The 19592-nt window shown below is 40.3% G+C and carries 17 protein-coding genes and 1 tRNA gene; 6 read left to right on the top strand and 12 right to left on the bottom strand.

Annotation, left to right across the window (positions count from 1 at the left end; all coding sequences use genetic code 11):
- Positions 1-34 precede the first annotated feature (34 nt).
- From glgB to ASL19_RS12400, 4 genes are all read right to left on the bottom strand, one after another.
- The gene (gene glgB / locus ASL19_RS12415; RefSeq protein ID WP_057178580.1) at positions 35-2326 is read right to left on the bottom strand and encodes a 1,4-alpha-glucan branching enzyme; all 2292 of its coding nucleotides are present in this window, start codon (positions 2324-2326) and stop codon (positions 35-37) included.
- 164 nt (positions 2327-2490) lie between these two features.
- Complete coding sequence (locus ASL19_RS12410; protein ID WP_057178579.1) at positions 2491-2814, bottom strand: hypothetical protein; 324 nt, start codon at positions 2812-2814, stop codon at positions 2491-2493.
- Positions 2815-2956: 142 nt separating this feature from the next.
- Positions 2957-3331: a hypothetical protein gene (locus tag ASL19_RS18940; protein ID WP_324140163.1), complete on the bottom strand. Its 375-nt coding sequence runs from the start codon at positions 3329-3331 to the stop codon at positions 2957-2959.
- A gap of 18 nt (positions 3332-3349) precedes the next feature.
- On the bottom strand, positions 3350-3568 hold the full coding sequence (locus tag ASL19_RS12400; protein ID WP_057178578.1) for a hypothetical protein: 219 nt from the start codon (positions 3566-3568) through the stop codon (positions 3350-3352).
- Positions 3569-3662: 94 nt separating this feature from the next.
- Here ASL19_RS12400 and ASL19_RS12395 point away from each other — a divergent pair, with 94 nt between their 5' ends.
- Together ASL19_RS12395 and ASL19_RS16870 are read left to right on the top strand one after the other, a co-directional pair.
- Positions 3663-3971 (top strand): hypothetical protein, encoded by a 309-nt coding sequence (locus ASL19_RS12395; RefSeq protein WP_006278739.1) that lies wholly within the window; start codon positions 3663-3665, stop codon positions 3969-3971.
- 17 nt (positions 3972-3988) lie between these two features.
- Complete coding sequence (locus ASL19_RS16870; RefSeq protein WP_235528999.1) at positions 3989-5872, top strand: penicillin-binding protein 2; 1884 nt, start codon at positions 3989-3991, stop codon at positions 5870-5872.
- Here ASL19_RS16870 and ASL19_RS12390 read toward each other — a convergent pair.
- Positions 5843-5913 (bottom strand) — tRNA-Gly (locus tag ASL19_RS12390). The two genes, ASL19_RS16870 and ASL19_RS12390, sit on opposite strands and share 30 nt — an antisense overlap.
- A gap of 69 nt (positions 5914-5982) precedes the next feature.
- Positions 5983-7056: a hypothetical protein gene (locus ASL19_RS12385; RefSeq protein WP_082604694.1), complete on the bottom strand. Its 1074-nt coding sequence runs from the start codon at positions 7054-7056 to the stop codon at positions 5983-5985.
- A 181-nt stretch (positions 7057-7237) separates the two neighbouring features.
- Here ASL19_RS12385 and ASL19_RS12380 point away from each other — a divergent pair, with 181 nt between their 5' ends.
- From ASL19_RS12380 to recN, 3 genes are all read left to right on the top strand, one after another.
- Entirely contained in the window at positions 7238-10111 is a 2874-nt protein-coding gene (locus ASL19_RS12380; RefSeq protein WP_057178577.1) for a CHAT domain-containing protein, read from the top strand.
- A gap of 9 nt (positions 10112-10120) precedes the next feature.
- A complete protein-coding gene (locus tag ASL19_RS17180; protein ID WP_057178576.1) occupies positions 10121-11089 on the top strand; it encodes a DUF4145 domain-containing protein in 969 nt (322 codons plus the stop codon).
- A gap of 97 nt (positions 11090-11186) precedes the next feature.
- A complete protein-coding gene (gene recN / locus ASL19_RS12370) occupies positions 11187-12908 on the top strand; it encodes a DNA repair protein RecN (RefSeq protein ID WP_057178575.1) in 1722 nt (573 codons plus the stop codon).
- On the opposite strand, the gene ASL19_RS12365 is transcribed toward recN, so the two are convergent.
- From ASL19_RS12365 to ASL19_RS12340, 6 genes are all read right to left on the bottom strand, one after another.
- Positions 12905-13351 (bottom strand): ArsC/Spx/MgsR family protein, encoded by a 447-nt coding sequence (locus ASL19_RS12365; RefSeq protein WP_057178574.1) that lies wholly within the window; start codon positions 13349-13351, stop codon positions 12905-12907. The two genes, recN and ASL19_RS12365, sit on opposite strands and share 4 nt — an antisense overlap.
- Positions 13352-13630: 279 nt before the next feature.
- Positions 13631-14236 carry a hypothetical protein gene (locus ASL19_RS12360; protein ID WP_057178573.1) on the bottom strand — a complete coding sequence of 202 codons (606 nt, stop codon included), beginning with the start codon at positions 14234-14236 and terminating at the stop codon, positions 13631-13633.
- A gap of 84 nt (positions 14237-14320) precedes the next feature.
- Complete coding sequence (locus tag ASL19_RS12355; protein ID WP_057178572.1) at positions 14321-14812, bottom strand: hypothetical protein; 492 nt, start codon at positions 14810-14812, stop codon at positions 14321-14323.
- Positions 14813-14952: 140 nt separating this feature from the next.
- Positions 14953-15549 carry a heme-copper oxidase subunit III gene (locus tag ASL19_RS12350; protein ID WP_057178571.1) on the bottom strand — a complete coding sequence of 199 codons (597 nt, stop codon included), beginning with the start codon at positions 15547-15549 and terminating at the stop codon, positions 14953-14955.
- Positions 15550-15580: 31 nt separating this feature from the next.
- Positions 15581-17248 carry a cytochrome c oxidase subunit I gene (ctaD, locus tag ASL19_RS12345; protein ID WP_181407021.1) on the bottom strand — a complete coding sequence of 556 codons (1668 nt, stop codon included), beginning with the start codon at positions 17246-17248 and terminating at the stop codon, positions 15581-15583.
- Positions 17249-17273: 25 nt separating this feature from the next.
- Entirely contained in the window at positions 17274-18260 is a 987-nt protein-coding gene (locus tag ASL19_RS12340; protein WP_006278750.1) for a cytochrome c oxidase subunit II, read from the bottom strand.
- Positions 18261-18499: 239 nt separating this feature from the next.
- Here ASL19_RS12340 and ASL19_RS12335 point away from each other — a divergent pair, with 239 nt between their 5' ends.
- Positions 18500-19549, top strand: coding sequence for a glutaminase (locus ASL19_RS12335; protein WP_082604693.1), 1050 nt, complete (start codon positions 18500-18502; stop codon positions 19547-19549).
- The last annotated feature ends 43 nt before the right edge of the window (positions 19550-19592 follow it).

Here is a 19592-nt window from a genome sequence, read left to right as displayed (position 1 = left end):
TGGGGGAAAGCTTCCCCCATAGCATCCACCGCTTCTAACCCAGGGACTGACCAGTCTTGATCCTATCTAACTTGAGAATTAAAACCCCTAAAGGTGGTAAACACAAATCCAAAGAATAAGGACGATTATGTAAAGACCAGTCATCAGTCCATTTACCCCCTAAATTGCCCATATTACTACCACCATACTCACGTGCGTCACTATTAAATAGCTCTGTATAGAATCCCTTCTGTGGCACACCAATACGATAATGGGAATGGGGTTGGGGGGTAAAGTTGCAAACTACTACTACAAATTCATCGGAGTCCTTAGCTCGACGGACAAAAGAAACTACACTGTGACGATTATCACTACAGTCAATCCACTCAAAGCCCTCTCGTCCAAAGTCCTGACTATATAAAGCAGGTTCAGAACGGTAAACACTGTTAATTTCCCTAAAGAACCTTCTTAACTGCTCATGAGGTTCATGCTGTAATAAACCCCACTCCAAATCGGCCCACACATTCCACTCACTCCATTGACCAAACTCCATGCTCATAAACATGGTTTTCTTGCCAGGGTGTGCAAACATATAAGTAAATAAAGCCCGCACATTGGCCAGCTTTTGCCATCTATCACCGGGCATTTTACCGATAATATTGCTCTTACCATGGACAACTTCATCATGGGACAGTGCTAACATGAAGTTTTCACTGTGGTTGTACCACATGCTAAAAGTGACATTGTTTTGGTGGAATTGACGGAACCAGGGATCCATGCTAAAGTAATCCAACATGTCGTGCATCCAACCCATATTCCACTTCAGGTTAAAACCTAACCCTCCAGTGTATGTGGGCCAAGATACCATGGGCCAAGAGGTGGATTCCTCCGCAATGGATAGAACCCCTGGGAAGTAACTAAAAATGTTGTGATTTACTTGGCGGAGAAAATCAGCAGCTTCCAGGTTTTCCCGACCACCATATTCGTTAGCTACCCATTCTCCATCTTTACGACAGTAGTCAAGATAAAGCATGGAAGCAACAGCATCTACCCTAATACCATCAATGTGGTACTTATCAAACCAAAACAAGGCATTAGCAACCAGGAAATTTCTCACCTCGTTGCGGGAATAGTTGAATACCAAGGTTCCCCATTCCTTATGTTCACCTTTACGGGGATCAGCATGTTCATAAAGATGAGTACCATCAAAGAAGGCTAAACCATGACCATCCTTGGGGAAATGACCTGGTACCCAATCCACAAGCACACCAATGCTATTTAAGTGACATTGGTCAACAAAATACATAAAGTCCCCGGGAGTGCCAAATCGGGAAGTGGGAGCATAGTAACCAGTAACCTGATAACCCCAGGAACCATCAAATGGATGTTCAGCAATAGGTAATAACTCTATGTGGGTGTAACCCAAGTCCTTCACATAGGGAATCAGTTTAGCTGCTAACTCCCGGTAGGTAAGGAATCGCGCTCCTGGATTCAGTTCGGAAGCAATAACTACTGGTTCTTCTGTTCCATCTGGTAACTTAGCTGGTTTCGCACTGTCATCATGTAACCAAGAACCTAAATGCACTTCGTAAACGGAAATGGGTTGCCCAAGGGGATCGCTGTTTCTTCTTGTCTCCATCCATTGTTCATCACCCCAGGGATAAGCATTCAAATTAGTGACAATAGATGCAGTTTTCGGCCGTGGTTCCTGTTGAAAACCGTAGGGGTCAGATTTTTCGTAAATATGACCGTCAAAATTCTTGATTTCATATTTATAATGTTCCCCAGGACCCAATTCAGGAATAAATAGTTCCCATACTCCCGTGTGTCCCTTGCGCATTTGGTGTTTACGTCCATCCCAGTGGTTAAAATCCCCCAGGAGAGAAACATTGCGAGCACCGGGTGCCCACACGGCAAAATAGACCCCCTTAATCCCATCTACTTCGGTTAAGTGCGCTCCCAATTTCTCATAAATTCGGTGGTGGTTACCCTCACCAAACAAATGTAAATCAAAATTTGTTAATCGGGGAGAACGAAAAGCATAGGGATCATAAATTACCCGCTCGTGTTCCCCTTCTTGAATTCTTAACTGGTAGTTATTAAGTTCTTCGATCTCAATGGTGCATTCAAAAAAATGGGGATGATGTACCCTTTCCATGGCGTATTCTTTACGCTCTTGGGGAACTACTACATAAACTGCGCTGGCGTTGGGTAGGTAAGCACGTACAGCCCAAATGTTTTTACCCTCTTGTTCTACAAGATGTGAACCTAGTACCTCGAACGGATCATGGTGTTGATTGGAAACTATGCGGTTAACCTGCTCAGGAGCAATGGTGCTGGTGGTCATGGAGCTACCTACATTCAATAAGGTGACTAACTAAATTCAGTTTTTTATAACTATATATATTCTTTACATTTATTTGCATTTTTGTCCTCATGGTTCCCGTAGATCAGGATGTATCTTATATTGTAAGTACGAAATAAACATGAATTCTGGCAGCAAAGAGGAGATTAAATATCTAAAAACGGGAAAATTTGCAGTAAAATTCTGCGCATCCTGAGCAAAAATACTGTGTGTCTCAACCTGGGACTTAGCTTTCTGGGCGGAATTGTTCTCAGCTGCTCCTCTAGTTCAGCATATTCTGACGCGGTTAATATCTTACCATCAATAGGCGATCGCCCGATGGTGATGATTTCTGTACGTAGTATTTCTTCCGGAATATCTTCTGTTAGTGGTGGGACTGCTATGGTTACTCCATGGTTAATTATTCCCACCATTACAGCTACAATCACTCCCAAAACTACAAACTGGAATTTTACGGGTAGACCTTTCATTTTCCGTCTTGTTGGTTTGTGTAAAGTCCCAGCGCCTACCCAAAGGGGTAGAGCGTGGGTTTGTTTATCGAACTAGCTACTGGGGGACACCCATGGGGTAGTCACAGCTTTATTGAACAAAATTAGGCGTTCCTAAAAAGTTCTAGGGAGTAGTAGTTGGGGTTGCTGTGGGTTCTGTAGTAGTAGCAGGGGTAGCAGTACCACTATCAGTGGGCTCAGCGGGTGTAGTAGTAGCAGCAGGTGTGGTTGTAGCATCACCAGAGGGTTCAGTACCACCTTCACAAGCGCCCAGCATAGTAGCCAGACTTAAAACGATAGCCAAACCAAAGATTTTTGTTTTCATAACTCCTCTTTCACCAATAAGTGCAATACAAGGGATTGCTCCTGTTGAATAAGATATCTCATTTGTTGCTTTTTGTGAAACAATTTGTACAGAATAAATTTCTTTCCAGTTTTTTTTGTTATGGTCGTAGCTCAAGGGAGATAGGACATTGCCAATAGGTAATCCAGCAAGCATAATTGAACCATAATTTTTTTAGCATGCTACCTGTTCAGGACTAAATTTAGCATTCATCACCATTATGTCAGCATTACCCAAATCAGCTGTTTCCACGAAAAGCTCATGGTTTAGACCGGATTCCTCTCCTATTCCGTATGGGGAACGTTCTCCTGTGTCTTCCACCAAACCAGCACTCAGGAAAGACGAACCTAACTCTAAGTCTATGTTTCCTAATGCTCCAGTGCAAAAAGCCATATTGACTGGTCAAACTAGTAAACAGTTACCAATCTCTTCTAATAGTGAAAACTCGTGGATTATCCGCCTTAACAACATTCACCACTATTCCTCCATGACGGCATTTTTGTTTGTGGTGGTGATGTTGGCAATCTATGGTGGAACGGTGTATTGTCAACAAATTTGGAGTCATTCCTATCGCAAACTGGAAAGTTTACAACGCCAGGAACGACAGCTAACTGCAGCTAATGCTATCATTATTAGTAAAATGGCTCAGGAAGCAGAAGCAATGGGACTGGGACTATCTGCTCCAGGTAAGATGGTCTTTCTGCCCGCAGTATCAAATAATTCTCAACCACCATCGAGAGCTAAGATCCCCCCATCTCCAGGTAAACGCACCTCAATTCCACCGTTAGGATATTAAGCTTATTGACCATTGCCATGCAGAAGTTACCCAGCAAAAGCAAACCCACTAGGAGCAGATTCAGAAACTTACCCAATCTACGAGAAAATCTCCGACGGTATTTACAATTAACAGGGAGAAACAGATTTTCCCCACCATTCCCAGATAAAAATTCCCCCGGTACTCCAACTAGACTGGTCAATTTTCACTCCCGACTGTTGGTGGTTTGGGGAGTTCTATTTCTATCTGGGATGGGTCTAGTTGTAAATTTGTATCGTCTGCAAGTTGTGGATGGACCAAAACTCACCAAAAGGGCTAGAAACCAACAAGCAACAGTATTACTTCCTTTTATGCCCCGCCGTCCATTAGTGGATCGCAATAAAACTTTGTTGGCTATTGACCGTCCTGTTTATACACTCTATGTTCACCCTAAATTATTCAGTAAATCTAATCAGGCAATAGCGGAAAAAATAGCACCTTTTTTGAATAAAGATGTTACAAACCTAGTGAAGCTATTTAAAACTAGGAAAAGTGGTATTCTTTTAGCTGATAAGGTATCTGAAAATATTGCTGACCGATTAATATCATTTAGACTAGATGGTTTAGAATTTATTGAAAAATACTCTCGTTTCTACCCCGAAGAGGATTTAGTAGCAGATGTGGTGGGTTATGTAAATTTAGAAAGACATGGTCAAGCTGGGGTAGAATATAGTCAGGACAAACTGTTGGAGCGTTCCAGAGAAACCGTGCGTCTGACGCGAACTGGTGCAGGAGATATTATGCCAGATTATGCGCCAGATGAGTTTTTATATTCCGATGATTTTAAATTGCAGTTAACCATAGATAGTCGCTTGCAAAGAGCTGTTCGTAGCGCCCTGAAACAACAGGTGGAAAAGTTTCAGGCTAAACGCGGTGCTGTAATTGTTATGGATGCTAAAGACGGTTCCCTATTGTCTTTAGTGTCCCAACCCAGTTATAATCCTAATGAGTATTCTAAAGCTAATATTGCGTCTTTTAAAAATTGGACCGTGACTGATCTTTACGAGCCCGGATCTACTTTTAAACCCTTAATTGTAGCCGCTGCTTTAGAAAGTGGTGTCATCACTCCCGATGATAGATTTAATGATCCAGGTACTATCAGGGTTAGCGACCATGTCATCAAGAATGCAGTTATCAATAGTTTTAGACAAATTAACATTGCTGAAATTTTACAGACATCCAGCAATGTGGGTATGGTACAAATTGTCCAACGTCTCGAACCAAAAATCTACTACAGTTGGTTACAAAAACTAGGTATTGGTCAAAAAATGCATACAGATTTACCATTTAGCACCCGTGGTAGTCTGAAAAATCAAGATCGATTCTTATCATCTCCCCTAGAAATGGCAACCGCTTCTTTTGGACAGGGTTTCTCCCTCACACCCTTACAATTAGTACAGATGCACGGTGCCTTGGCTAATGGTGGTAAACTGGTCACACCTCATGTGGTTCAGGGATTAATAGATAGTGAGGGAAAAGTACATTTTTCTCCCGAAATACCAGTCCCTCGACAGATTTTTTCCCCTAGTACTACCCAAACAGTTGTAAACATGATGGAAACCGTGGTTACTCAGGGTAGTGGAAAGGCGTCACGCATTCAAGGCTATGCTGTAGCTGGTAAAACTGGTACAGCCCAAAAAGCTAGTCCCAATGGCGGATATATTCCCGGTGCCCGAATTACCAGCTTTGTGGGTATTTTCCCTGTTGAGGCTCCCCGTTATGTCATCTTGGCGGTTGTTGATGAACCAAAGGGAGGGAATGCCTATGGTGGCACTGTTGCTGCCCCTATAGTCAAGTCTGTCTTAGACGTACTTATACCGATAGAAGAAATACCACCAATAGACGGTGGAGAAAGCGGGCGGCGGGAATCGAACCCGCATTAATAGCTTGGAAGGCTATAGTTTTACCACTAAACTACGCCCGCAGGTTGGTTTGGAGTTTGTTTTCTCCAACTTTGGCAATAGTAACAGAGTCTGTGGGAAATTGCAAGTCCCTAGGGAGAATTTTTTGGAGAACTTGTTGGAGAATCCCTGGGAACGATGGTTACTCTCAGATATAAGTTACTCTTTTCTGGTTGGGAACCATTCTTGTCATAACCACCTACAAATTTCTCCTGCTGAAAAAGCTCCCGGAGTGGTGGCTCATAAACACTTTGATCTTTTTCAGATATGTTGGGGTCAATAATAAAAACTTGCTCTAACTTGCCGTGCTGATTAACTATTAGGCTAACCAGTATCGTTATCCGTTTTGATGGTTGTGTTTGAGCAGAAGAAAAAGTAATTGTTAGCTCCTTCGTACTACTACCTTGGTACTTGGGTAACACATCGGGGGGAATATCCCCTGCTATCAAATTTTGTTTTCTTAGCTCCTGTATCTCATCTCTGTTGAGGGGTTCAATAGTGAGAGTAAATAATTGAGGAAATAATTGAGGTTGGGAATTTTCCCCCACTGGAGTGGTTTCCGGGGTAGGATTTTCACTCAGTGATGGGGAAGAGATGGGTTTGGGCAACTTATCGGGTGCAATTTCCGGTAAGGGGTTTGATTTCTCCGATTCCACTTTAACTTCCTCTCGAGGAGAGTTCCAAGGAAGATCATTTGGTGGAGGACTTGATTTAGGTGGAAGTAGAAATTTTCCAGGTGTAGGTTTAGGTATTAATGGAGTATTGGGCTGATTTTGCCTGGGGGGGATAACTGGGGATCTATTTAAATTGGAGTTAATAGGTTTAGCAACAACAACCTGTTCAGCCACTTTCTTAGTAGTGTTATAATTAGCTTGCTTTGGGGTAGATGGAGAAGAATTTGGTTTGGCTAGAGCAGGTTCAGACTTAGGAACTTGTTTTTGCGGCTCTACTGAAGCGGGAATATCCACCAGTTCCACCACCACATTGTCTTGACCAGACTGGGAGGGAGGAACCCAAAAACCGAATAGTTTGGAAGAGCTTAACCACCAAAAGAGTAAGACATGTAGAGAAATAGAACCCAAAAATGCTAGTGTCCACAAACCAGGGGAATCCATCACCCTTTGGCTTTTAGGTGAGAGATTCTTAACTGTTAGGGAGTCCAACAACTTTACCTCCTAATTGATAACTGTAGTTGTGCTTTTTTCATTTTCCGCTACGGGGGTGTCTGTTTTTACAGGTATCTCTCGATTTTTCGCCATCTCTCCATTTTTCAGTTACACTATTTACCTATCGCTCTTCATTTTAGTCTAAACTTCAGTAACTAGGGTGTAGGGTAGAGTTAATTTTATGAATCAAGGGCGCACTTACGATTATATTGACTTAATTGAGTTGCTGATAGGAACCATTTTTGAGAGCAAGGGGGATAGCCAAGTAATTTACCCCCTGTTGGAAAACAATCTCCATCTTTTAGATGCAACCTTTATTGACCAACTACAATCCTGGGGCGGTCATCAGGTAAATAAACAAGCAACTCCCGAGCAAAATGCTCAACTGGGAGCATCACTATACCTCCTGGCTCGGATTTTTTATCATTTTCCCGGAGGGGATCCGCTAATTAACCTCGCTATAGCCATCTGTGGATACGAATTTTGCGCCGCCATAGAACGCCAACTGGGACTCGAAAAAGAATTGGCTCAAGTTCTCAATCATCTAGGTGCTGCTTACCAAACCCAGGCCCAAATGGGTACGGACTCCCACTCTAACCTAGAAAAAGCGATCGCAGCTTATAATGAGGCTATTACCATCCGTCGTCAACCCGGGTTAGAAAGGGAATTGGCTCAAGTTCTGAATAATTTAGGTGCGGCTTATCAAATCCAAGCTCAAATGAGTAAGGAAGCTAATCTGGAAAGAGCAGTGACTGCTTATGCAGAAGCCATTTCAATTTTACGGGAATTGGATTTAGAAAGGGATTTAGCTCAAACTCTTTACAATTTAGGGAGCGCCTACCAAACCCAAGCTCAATTAGGTAAGGACTCGCAAGCGAATCTACAAAAGGCAATTCCACCCTATACAGAAGCGATCTCCATTCTACGGGAACTAGGTTTAGAAAGGGACTTGGCTAAAACCTTAACCAGTGTGGGTAGTGTTTATATTAGCCAGGGTAAACTAGAAAGAGCAATTACTCCTTTTAGAGAAGCTATTACCATGTTCCGCCAATTGGGACTGGAAAGAGACTTGGCCGAAACTCTCAATCAACTGGGAATTGCCTACCTAAACGAAGTAGAACGGGGTAAGGATCCAGATGCTAATCTACAAAGAGCAATTATTGTCTTTACTAAAGCTTTAACTATTCTCCGTCAACCAGGATTAGAACCAGATCTGGCTCAAACCCTTCACAATCTAGGAAAAGCTTACCAAACTCAAGCTGAACTGGGAACCGAGTCCCAGTCTAACTTAGAAATGGCGATCGCCCATTATCGAGAAGCTCTGGCAATTGCTACCCCGGAGCTTTCTCCAGCAGACTATTTAAAATTTGCCAGTCATTTAGGAGATCTGGGGTTTGAGCAGGGTTGGTGGGATATCGCTCTAGAGGGTTATGAACAGGGAATCAAAGCACTAGAGACAATCCAATTTTGGCGGGATAAATCTCCTGGGGAGATCCAACACTCCCATATTTACCAGTCAGCAGTGCGTGCTTGTATTGAGTTGCATCAATATGGAAAAGCAGTTGAATTAGTAGAGCGCAGTAAATCACGAAATTTAGTGGAGCTACTAGAGAATAAACATCTATATCCAAAAGGAAATATTCCCTCTCGTATTTATGGGGAATTAGATCGTCTTCGTCAAGCAATTCGCAATGAAGTAAGACTACTGGAAATCCAAGGAGAAAAAAGAAGCCATGGTCAACTCAATACGCTCATAGAAGAATTAGATCAATTTATTACTAGCCAGGTCAAACCCCTTGATCCCCATTTCTCCCTTACCCAGAGGGTGGAACCAATAACCATATCTAAAATACTCAAGCTGGTGGGAGCAGATCCGCGCCGGGTGATCCTGGAGTGGTACTTTACAGATGATGTTCTCTATACCTTTATCATCACTGCTAATCCAGATGTACCCATTTTTCCTCACAAAGTGGTTATATCGCCCAGTGTGATCCGCCAATTCAGCCAAAAATACTTAGATATCTACCGCGATCGCCACAATTTAGGTAACTGGAAACAGGCCTTACCGGAACTACTGGGCGAACTGAAGGAGATTTTGCAAGTTGAGACTTTATTAACTCAATTGTGGAAGTTATCCCCCCCATGTGAAGAACTGGTACTCATACCTTATGGTTGCTTACATATCTTCCCTCTACACGCTCTATTTCCCTGGGAGCGATTTCCCCTGGGATTTAGTTATTTCCCCAGTTGTCAGCTCCTCAGTTCCGTAGGAGTTACGGAGCGGGAAGAGGTAGTACAATCCCTGGCCATTCAAAATCCTACCCAAAACCTGCAATATGCCAGTTTTGAAGTAGAAACAATTATTACCCGACTGTTGATTGGCACGGAGGTGATAACTGAGAAAGAAGCCACCCGTGAAACTATTTTTAGTCGATCCATTCCAGAGAAAAATTACCTGCATTTTTCCTGCACTGGGTACTCTAATTTTCAAAAACCTCTACATTCTGCCATACTTTTGGCCAATTGTATTCTACCAGCTCCCCCCAAGGGTGGGGAATACCTCCCCTTACCAAATGGTGCAGCAGTGGATCTCTCCCAATGTTTGACCCTTGGTGATATTTGTGGATTGGATATGCGTCGATGCCATCTTGTTTCTCTTTCCGCTTATGAAATGGGGATCGGTGATATGGTTGATACCAAAAATGATGACTATATCAGTTTGCCCACGGGTTTTCTCTTAGCAGGAGCTTCTACCATAATTAGTAGTTTATGGGCTGTGAGTGATTATACTAGTGCTTTGTTAATGATTCGTTTCTACCAATTCTATACGGACACAGAAAATCTTCTGACCTATGGTCGTCCTCGCTTAGCACTGTACCATGCCCAGCAATGGTTACGAGATGCTCCAGCGGGAAAGTTGTTAACCTGGGCGGCAAAGTTACCATTTTCCGGGACAAGGCTGACATTACTCGCTGATTTTGATACAATGCCAGAGTCTCAACGCCCTTTTCAAGAACCATACTACTGGGCCGCCTTTACCTGTGTTGGAATTTAGAGGAGAACCATGATCACAAGTCTTAGTCCAGAAGATATAATTTTAACTGCACTGGATATTTTTCTCAATAAAGATACGGGGGATTTCTCATCCTTGGCTGAACAAATTGAGAAATCTGGATATCCCAGTGAAAAGGAAATTGCCGCTTTACTAGATGAATGGTTGGAGAATAAACCTTCCCTGCGAAAGGAGTATAATAGGATATTTGTACAACTCAGAAATGAGCGGAAAACAGAAAGGCAATTTTTACCCAGATCACAAAGCACTTCCCCGGATGGGGAAGCTTTACATAAACAAAAAGTAAAAATGCTGCTCAGCAAAATGCGTGACGTTGTGCATGTATTAAATTGTGTGACTTGTAAAGGCTTAGTAAATGCCAAAGAAATAGATAGCTACTTTACACCAATTCAGACCAAAGATTCCATGGCTAATTCTCCGGATAAAATTGGCACTAAATATAAGTTTACATTTTTACAATGCACTAAGTGTTCTCAGCCTTTTATCACTCGCACGGAATATTCTGATAATCCCGAACATTACAATGATCCCACCTATGGTCAACCCAAAACCTTATATCCCACATCTGAGAAAACTATTAGTTCTGAAGTACCTACATACATAAGGACGGTATTGGAAGAGGCTATACGGTGCTATAATAATAAAGCATTTATTGCATCCGTGATTATGTGTGTTAAGACATTAGACTATGTATGTAAAGATTATAAAATTGAGGCAGGATCGCTTGAGAATAAACTCAAGAAAATGAAAGAACAAGAAATTATTGATCAGAATCTTTATGATTGGGCTGCTAGGTTAAGAGTAACAGAAAATGATTTTGTGCATAAGAATATAACTTTTGGTGCAACAGATGCTCAATACATTATTAACTTTACATATACAGTTATTGATTATATTTTCACGTACAGAAAAAAATTTGAACAGTTTAAATACAAGAGCAAACCAGAAGGAAAAAATTAACGGTTAATTGTTTATTATCAAACTCTTTTCAGTAAGCCATAAATGAAGGTAAAATTAAGAGATATTTGGCATACACTCTCACGGAGATTATGGATTAATGTTACTGTCCCTCAGAATTGAGAATTTTGCCCTAATCGACCAACTGGAGTTAGATTTTGGTCCAGGATTGAATGTTTTAACTGGGGAAACTGGTGCAGGAAAGTCGATTATTCTGGATGCGATTGATGCAGTTTTGGGTGGAAGGGTTTCTAGTCGGGTAATTCGCACTGGAACTAATCGTGCTGTGGTAGAAGGAACTTTCAGTATTGCTACGTTTTTGGCTACTTGGTTAACTGAACAGGAAATTGATTTGATTGATGATAATTCTCTGGTGATCAGTCGGGAAATTACTGCATCTGGAATTAATATCCGCAGTCGTTCACGGGTAAATGGTGTGTTAGTTAATCGCCAAATTATGACTAGTCTGCGCGATCGCCTGGTGGAAATTACTGCACAAGGACAAACTTTACAAGTGGGACAGTCTGCTCAAGTCAGAGATTGGTTGGATCTCTATGGTGGTGAGGATATAATTCAACACAAACAAAAGGTGAGTAGTGCTTACGCTGCATATCAAGAGGCACATAAAAATTTAGAAAAACGACGTAGGTCAGAAAAGGAACGTTTGCAACAGTTAGACCTCCTAACTTATCAAATTCAAGAATTGACCACAGCAAATCTCCATGATCCACAAGAAATGGAACTATTGAACCAGGAAAGAGAAAGACTAAATCATCTGGTTGATTTGCAACAAATGAGTTATAAAATTCATCAGTCCTTATATCAAAATGATGCTGAAACTCCCACTGCTGTGGATTTATTAGGAGCTAGTGAGACCATATTAAACCACATTGTGGAGTTTGACCCTCAACTGCAACCCATTTTGGAGTTAGTTAGGGATGCGTTGGCAACAGTTATGGAAGTAGGAAGACAAATTAGTATGTATGGAGATGGATTAGAAGCTGATCCTCAAAGACTAGAAGAAGTAGAAGAAAGAGTAAGAGAGCTAAAACAAATCTGTCGTAAATATGGACCTAGTCTCTCAGAAGCAATAGAATATTATCAACGTATTCAAAATGAATTAGAGGAATTGAATAGTACGGAAGATTCCTTAGAAAGTTTGGAACAACAGGAGCAGGTTTGTCTACAACATCTTAATCAGGTCTGTCAACAGTTGACCCAATTACGCTTACAGAGTGCGATTAATTTAGAATCTCATCTGTTGGCTCAACTAAAACCACTGGCCATGGAAAAAGTAAAATTTCAAGTAGAAATTACCCCCATTCCACCCACCTCCACCGGTGCAGATAAAATCACCTTTATGTTCAGTCCCAATGCGGGGGAACCCATTCAACCACTGACAGAAATTGCTTCTGGTGGGGAAATGAGTCGATTTTTATTGGCTCTCAAAGCTTGTTTTAATCAGCATGATAGTGTAGAAACTATGATTTTTGATGAAATTGATGTGGGTGTTTCCGGGAGAGTTGCTCAAGTTATTGCCGAAAAATTACGTCAATTAAGCGAAGCTCAACAAGTATTATGTGTAACTCATCAACCCTTAGTCGCAGCTATGGCTGATCGACATTTCCGGGTTTATAAAGAGGTGATTGAAAAAAACGGTAATACGGAGGAGCGCACCGTAGTCAGAGTTACCTCTTTGGATAACTTAAATACTCGCAGGGATGAATTGGCCCAATTAGCTGGTGGTAAATCTGCTAATCAGGCGATCGCTTTTGCTGAATCTTTACTAATTCAAGCTGCTAAATTACGAGTACAGGACTAATGATGATGTTCGTGGTTTTTATCGTGAGCACACCCTTGCAAATCCTGTTGCATGAGACTTTCAGTCATTACCTGTAAGGACTCGTCCGTGGAGTTTAAACCAATCCAGGCGTGGATTTTTTCCACATCAAAACCTACCTCTCTTTGATTACCTACTTCTAATAAAGGACGGCGAATTAATAGAGGATCTTTCAGCATCATTAATAAAGCAGTTTCCCCATCAATGTTTTCTGGATTTACCTCTCCTGATCTTACACTGGGAGCTGTTTTATTAAACCATTCCACTACCGGGCGATCGCCGAAAAAGGATTTTAATCTTTCCTTCGTCCATGGTTCTGTTAATAAGCTATATGCTATTACCTGATGACCTGCTGCTGTTAGTAAAACCTTTTGTCTGATATTATTTTTACATCCAGGTTTTTCATAGAAAATCACTCTAGCCATAACAACTTTCTCCTCTTGATTCTGAGTTTACTTGATAACTATTACTCGGATCTACGCATTCACCTATCTAAAAATCACAAAGAATCACACGAGCTATATTTTCTAATAGTTGAGAATATTCCCACTATTGACTTTACCTGTGGTTTTACTTACTCATTATCCACTACTTATTTAATATGATAATCTCTGATTCATAATTCTGCTACAGTATTTACCAAAGATAATAGTAGCCAGATATCCACTGCTCATCACCCATTAACCTTGTGCAGAACTATATTTTTAAAAATTCTTGCTGGTATGGTTAACTATGTCAAATTCTCGTCTGTTTTGAGAATTGGTTTCTCCATAAATGTTAAAAGTAACAGTTGGTTCTGGTCCCACAGAATAGACCTGATGTATGGTTTGGGAAGTAAAACTAATTAAATCACCGGGAAATAAATCTAAAGATCCTACCTGTTGAATACGATCAGGATTTGCTGGATCAGGTTGCCAAAATGTGTTTTTTTCCTGACCTTGTAAAATAGCGACTATTCCCCAGGTTCCATGATTATGGATATTGGAGGTGATTCCTGGTGCAAAAGTGACAGTCTGTACTGTTAAAGGAAATCCCAACTCATCATATAGTAACAAAACTGATGTTCCGGTTGGAGAATGTGGTTTTAAAACTCGACTTTTTACCCAATAGGAATTAACTATTAGTCTTCTGACCAGCATTCTCAGGTGAGGAAGAAAATCAGACTCTTCTTCTACATCATTGAGAACATCTTCTACTTCCGTGAGAAACCGATAAAAACGATAATTTTCTCTTAATAAGTCCCATTCTCTTGCAGCTTTACATAGTTCATGCTTTCCACTCTCAGGGATGAACCAATCTTTTCCTTGCATAACCTAATACTTCCATAATACGTCCATCAAAAATTAAGTAGGGATGCACAATTATTTGTTCATCTTATATTTAATTCCACCTACTTACCCATCCTCCTCCAATGAAGGGTTTAAAATCTGCCAAAGAATATTAGCACCAAAATCTTCTTTATCATTTATGTTCTGTATCTCTTTGATTATTGCTTTAGCCTGGTCTAATTTTCCCAACTTGGCTGAAATCATTCCCAGAGCAGTATAAGCATTTAAAAAAATTCTAATTTGAGATTCATCCTTTCTTGCAAGTAAAACTGATCGAAGTTTTTCCCAGTTATCAGGTAATTGGTGAGTTTTTCTGATTCTAGCAATTATGGTGTTCGCTGTTTTTTCCGCTAGAGCATAATTATTTTGATAATAAAAATAACGATAAGCTGCTACCAAAACGTCCATATGGTTATTCTCCTTAGTTTCAGCTAGAGCTTGCTCCATATATTTAAGAGACTCTTCTGGATTTTCCCATGTTTTAGTAGCTAAGACTAATAGTTCTTTAACTTCAGCAGAAGCGTCAAACCAGGAAAACTGGTCACAATTGATATTCATATCTAATTACTTAATCTACTGGACTTGAAACTCAAAGGAAATAGGTAGGTAGAGATGCACAATTATTTGTGCATCTTATATTTAATTCCACCCACTCACTTAGTTACCTAATTACCTATTCCCTTTTATCAATTAGCAGCTCAAAAAGCATTCATGAGATAAACCAAGGTAAACAAAATAATCCAAATGATATCGACAAAGTGCCAATAAATTTCTGCCATTTCGATTCCCGTATGTTTAATAGCAGAATAATGATTACGTTTGAGAGAACGCCATAAAACACCCAAAATTAATAGCAATCCCACAAAAACATGCAATCCGTGAAAACCAGTCATTAAATAAAAACAATTGGCGAAAACATTGCTAGTTAACCCATACCCCAGATTCATGTATTCATAAATCTGTCCCACTAAAAATACAGCACCCATGATGGCCGTAATAAAATACCAAAATCGCATCCACCCCACACGATTTCTTTTAATTGCTGCATCACCTAGATGAATAACAAAACTGCTAGATACTAGAATTATGGTGTTAATGGTAGGGATAAGCAATTCCACATCTGTCCCCTCTGGAGGCCAAACTGGGGTAGTACCTTTAAAAAATAAATAGGTAGCAAAAAATCCACCAAACATTAAGGATTCAGAAACCAAGAAAGTTAATAATCCCCAAACCCGCAAATCCGGATGTTCGTGATGGTCACCTGAGAGATATTTGTCAGTCGTAATTGCTGTCATGGTGTTTTTCTTTTTGAGGGGTTAATTTTTGCTAGACCTCATCTTGTTGATGTCCATAGTCATAAGGTCCATGGGTAACCACAGGTAAAACTTCCCAATTTTCAATAATCGGGGGAGAACTAGTAGTCCATTCTAGGGTTAAACTCTTCCAGGGATTATCACCTGCTGACTCACCATTGAACCAACTATTAATCGCATTATAAGCAAAGGGAATAACAGAAATAGCTAAAATGAATGCTCCCACCGTACAAATCTGGTTCAAACTAATAAATTGTGGGTCATACATAGCCACTCGTCTTGGCATCCCTTGTAATCCCAGTTCGTGCATTGGTAAAAATGTTAGGTTAGTACCAATAAAAGTCAGAATAAAGTGGATTTTACCCCAAGTTTCATTCATGATTTTACCGGTGATTTTGGGAAACCAATGATAGATACCAGAGTAAATGCCAAAAACAGAACCACCAAATAAAACATAGTGAAAATGGGCAACCACATAATAGGTATCATGAACGTGAACGTCAAAGGGAGCAGTTCCCATAGTTACGCCACTTAAACCACCCATAACAAACATTGATAATAAACCAATTGCAAACAACATTGCACTGGTAAATCGGATTTTACCACCCCAAAGAGTTGCCACCCAACCAAATATCTTTACCCCTGTAGGAACAGCAACTATTAGTGTGGAAATAGTGAAAAACATGCGCATCCAACCAGGAGTACCACTGGTAAACATGTGGTGAACCCACACAAATAAACCTACCACACAAATGGCAACACTAGAATAGGCGATCGCCTTATATCCAAAAATTGGTTTGCGCGCATGGGTAGGAATCACTTCTGACATAATGCCAAAAATTGGCAGAATCATTAAATAAACTGCTGGATGGGAATAAAACCAAAATAGATGTTGGTAAATAATCACGTTACCACCAGCATCAGGTTTGAAGAAGGAGGTACCGAAATTAATGTCAAATAGTAGCAAAACTAAGCCTGCTGCTAACACGGGAGTGGATAAAAGTGCCAGAATAGAAGTTGCTAAAATTGCCCAACAAAATAGGGGAACTTGATCCCATTTCATGCTAGGAACTTTCATCATCAAAATTGTGATGACAAAGTTAATTGAACCCAAAATTGAGGAAGTTCCTACTAAAACAATTGCTAAAATCCAGAGACTTTGAGCGATGGGGGCGGTAATTAAACTTAGGGGTGGATAGGCGGTCCAACCGGATTGAGAACCACCAAAAAAGAAACTGGCTAATAATAGCAAACCTGCGGGGGGATTTAACCAAAAAGCAATGGCGTTTAATTTAGGAAATGCCATATCTCTAGCACCCACCATTAAGGGTACTAAATAATTACCAAATCCCCCAATAGCGCTGGGAACAATCCAAAGAAATATCATGATTGTTCCGTGATTAGTCATGAAGGCGTTATACAGATTGGGGTCAATGAAATCAGCGTCGGGTGTGGCTAATTCTGTGCGGATGGCAACGGCCATTAACCCACCTATTAAATAGAAGAAAAAGGCGGTGACTAAATATTGAATACCGATGACTTTATGATCGGTATTAAAAGTAAAATAGTCTTTAAATTTCCAAGGTTCTTGATGTGAAGTGTGGGATACCAGAAGAGTTTTTTGTTGACTTTGATCTGGTGGATTTGTTGGTATTTCAGGAAAAAATTCGCTGGAAGTCATGAGAATTATAAGTTGTGAGTTTTGGTTATTTGGTGATGCTCTTAAATGAGGGAATGATTTGGGAATTTATTCCCATATTCTGAACATAGGGCGCTAGAAATTCCGTGGGAGATACATCACCAGGGTTAACAGCTAATATTTGGGGAGAATTTTGTTGTGCTACCTGATTTTCTGTTAACCAATGATTAAATTCCTCCTGACTGTGAACAATTACTTGGCTGCGCATGGAACCATGATAACCACCACATAATTCTGTGCAAACTATGGGATAGGTTCCTGGTTTTGTTGCTACAAATCTCAGTTCTGTTGGTACACCAGGAATCGCATCTTGCTTGAGACGAAATTGGGGAACCCAAAATGAGTGAATTACATCTGTCGCGGACAGGTTTAACTGTACGTCTGCACCTACAGGAATATGTAATTCTCCTGCATTTATGTCGGTTTCGGGATAGTTAAATAACCATGCAAATTGCATTCCTTGAACATTAACTACCAAATCTGCTGGTTTGTTTTGAGTTTCAGGACTTGCGCCAATCCCAATATTAGCAGCAGGTGTGTGAAGGGAATTACTGGAAGATTTACTTTCATTATCCATGGTAGCTGCTATTGCTGTACCTGAAACATGGGCAATATGATGGGGATGACTACCTGGTTCTAAACCTCCCATTTGATTATAGATATTGACGCTGTAAATACCTAAAGCAATTACAATTACTGTGGGTATGGCAGTCCAAAAAATCTCTAGGGCTAAATTGCCTTCTATGGGTATACCATCACTAGCATCTCCTGCACGACGACGATACACAAATAAGAAAATTACTATGGTTCCTTCAACTATTAAAAATAGAGCTACTGCAATGGTAAACATGACATTAAAAAAATTGTCTACCAAGGGCGCTTGGGCTGAAGCTTGTATGGGTAACAAATGATGATGTTGTCCTATCCATATACTAATAGGAGAAATTATCATTCCTACCAATAGTGTCCATAATGATACGGGAACTTTTTGCATAGGTTCTTTATTTGTGTGGTTGTGTTGTCAATTATCAGTTCCTATCTACAGTTTTACCTCACTCTATTGCCAAGTTGATAAAACTCCAGATTTTTTTCATATCCCCTGGTGACTGGAATTAAATATAAGATGAACCTAGGTTGGGTTGAAGTATGAAACCCAACACCCCCACCGGTTACGCCATCGTCAACCCATCCTACAAATCATTGTGCCTCCCCACTTAAATCTACAGAATAAATATGATAAATAACAAATTATTTCAGGAAGTGTTGTTAATTTTGAACTTTTCTTTTAACTCTTATCTCCACTCCTTGTATAATTTTGGTGTTCTGTTATTATTTAGTCCCTTGAAACATATCAATAAACATATCAATTTTGATAATTTGTCGGTTGATGACTTGTCTCTCTGGATGGCACAATCCCAAACTTCTATATCCCAAGGTCAAGTTCTTCAGCGTATACCTCTGTTGGCTAATATTAATCCTCTATTGTTTGCTGTTTATATTTATTCTAAACCTAATATTCATTATAGTCTGGGAGATTATACTACTCCTTTCCCTTTCATGAGTGTTATTAAACCTTTTAGTTTTTTATATCTCCTTGAACATGTGGGTGAGGACCAGGTTCTTCAATCTGTGGGTACATCCCCTTCATCAATGGCTTTTAATTCCTTAGAACAGCTAATTTCAGATAAGGGATACCCCCGCAACCCTATGATTAATAGTGGTGCCATTACTGTGGCTCATAAATTAAATAATATAAGTCAGGTAATTAATAGTAGTAATTATACAGGAAGTTTTCTGTCTCAACCTTTTGTTGAATGGTTAAATAAATTGGCAGATACCCAACTATACTTGGACGTGGCTATGTTGACTTCTGTCCGATCTACCCGTTCTCCTCTCAATTTGGCGATCGCACGGATTCTGTATGAAAATGGATATATTGACAATATTGAATCTGCTCTGGATATCTATGAGGAAATATGCTGTATTTCCGGAACGGTAGTAGATGTGGGGAAGTTGGGAAAATTATTGGCTCGGGAAAGTGGTTTAATCGCTCCTGAGCATCGTCTATTGGTCAATCACGTCATGTTAGGTTGTGGACTTTATGAGTCCTCCCCCTACTATGCTCAAAAAATTGGTTTACCTATGAAGTCAGGTATTAGTGGGGCACTTTTGGCAATAATACCTGATCACGGTGCGATCGCTATTTATAGTCCTGCTTTAGATTTAACTGGTAATTCTATAGCAGGACTAAGGTTTATTGAAACTTTATTTAGTAAATTGTGATGTTTCCATTAATGCAGGGGAAGAAACAGGAGGTTCCGGAGTT

Origin of the sequence: Cylindrospermopsis sp. CR12 (genome assembly GCF_001432185.1) — a bacterium.
Taxonomy (GTDB): domain Bacteria; phylum Cyanobacteriota; class Cyanobacteriia; order Cyanobacteriales; family Nostocaceae; genus Raphidiopsis; species Raphidiopsis raciborskii.
The sequence above is the reverse complement of the archived record's forward strand: the minus strand, read 5'-3'. Positions and strand labels throughout refer to the sequence as shown.

Excerpts from the sequence above, each read along its gene's own strand:
- ASL19_RS12360 (WP_057178573.1), bottom strand. The coding sequence starts at position 14,236 with ATGCAAGGAAAAGATTGGTTCATCCCTGAGAGTGGAAAGCATGAACTA.
- ASL19_RS12395 (WP_006278739.1), top strand. The coding sequence starts at position 3,663 with ATGACGGCATTTTTGTTTGTGGTGGTGATGTTGGCAATCTATGGTGGA.
- ASL19_RS18940 (WP_324140163.1), bottom strand. The coding sequence starts at position 3,331 with ATGCTTGCTGGATTACCTATTGGCAATGTCCTATCTCCCTTGAGCTAC.
- ASL19_RS12410 (WP_057178579.1), bottom strand. The coding sequence starts at position 2,814 with ATGAAAGGTCTACCCGTAAAATTCCAGTTTGTAGTTTTGGGAGTGATT.
- ctaD (WP_181407021.1), bottom strand. The coding sequence starts at position 17,248 with ATGACTTCCAGCGAATTTTTTCCTGAAATACCAACAAATCCACCAGAT.
- ASL19_RS12335 (WP_082604693.1), top strand. The coding sequence starts at position 18,500 with ATGATAAATAACAAATTATTTCAGGAAGTGTTGTTAATTTTGAACTTT.
- ASL19_RS12355 (WP_057178572.1), bottom strand. The coding sequence starts at position 14,812 with ATGAATATCAATTGTGACCAGTTTTCCTGGTTTGACGCTTCTGCTGAA.
- ASL19_RS12380 (WP_057178577.1), top strand. The coding sequence starts at position 7,238 with ATGAATCAAGGGCGCACTTACGATTATATTGACTTAATTGAGTTGCTG.
- glgB (WP_057178580.1), bottom strand. The coding sequence starts at position 2,326 with ATGACCACCAGCACCATTGCTCCTGAGCAGGTTAACCGCATAGTTTCC.
- ASL19_RS12340 (WP_006278750.1), bottom strand. The coding sequence starts at position 18,260 with ATGCAAAAAGTTCCCGTATCATTATGGACACTATTGGTAGGAATGATA.
- ASL19_RS12400 (WP_057178578.1), bottom strand. The coding sequence starts at position 3,568 with ATGGCTTTTTGCACTGGAGCATTAGGAAACATAGACTTAGAGTTAGGT.
- ASL19_RS17180 (WP_057178576.1), top strand. The coding sequence starts at position 10,121 with ATGATCACAAGTCTTAGTCCAGAAGATATAATTTTAACTGCACTGGAT.
- ASL19_RS12365 (WP_057178574.1), bottom strand. The coding sequence starts at position 13,351 with ATGGCTAGAGTGATTTTCTATGAAAAACCTGGATGTAAAAATAATATC.
- ASL19_RS16870 (WP_235528999.1), top strand. The coding sequence starts at position 3,989 with ATGCAGAAGTTACCCAGCAAAAGCAAACCCACTAGGAGCAGATTCAGA.
- recN (WP_057178575.1), top strand. The coding sequence starts at position 11,187 with ATGTTACTGTCCCTCAGAATTGAGAATTTTGCCCTAATCGACCAACTG.
- ASL19_RS12350 (WP_057178571.1), bottom strand. The coding sequence starts at position 15,549 with ATGACAGCAATTACGACTGACAAATATCTCTCAGGTGACCATCACGAA.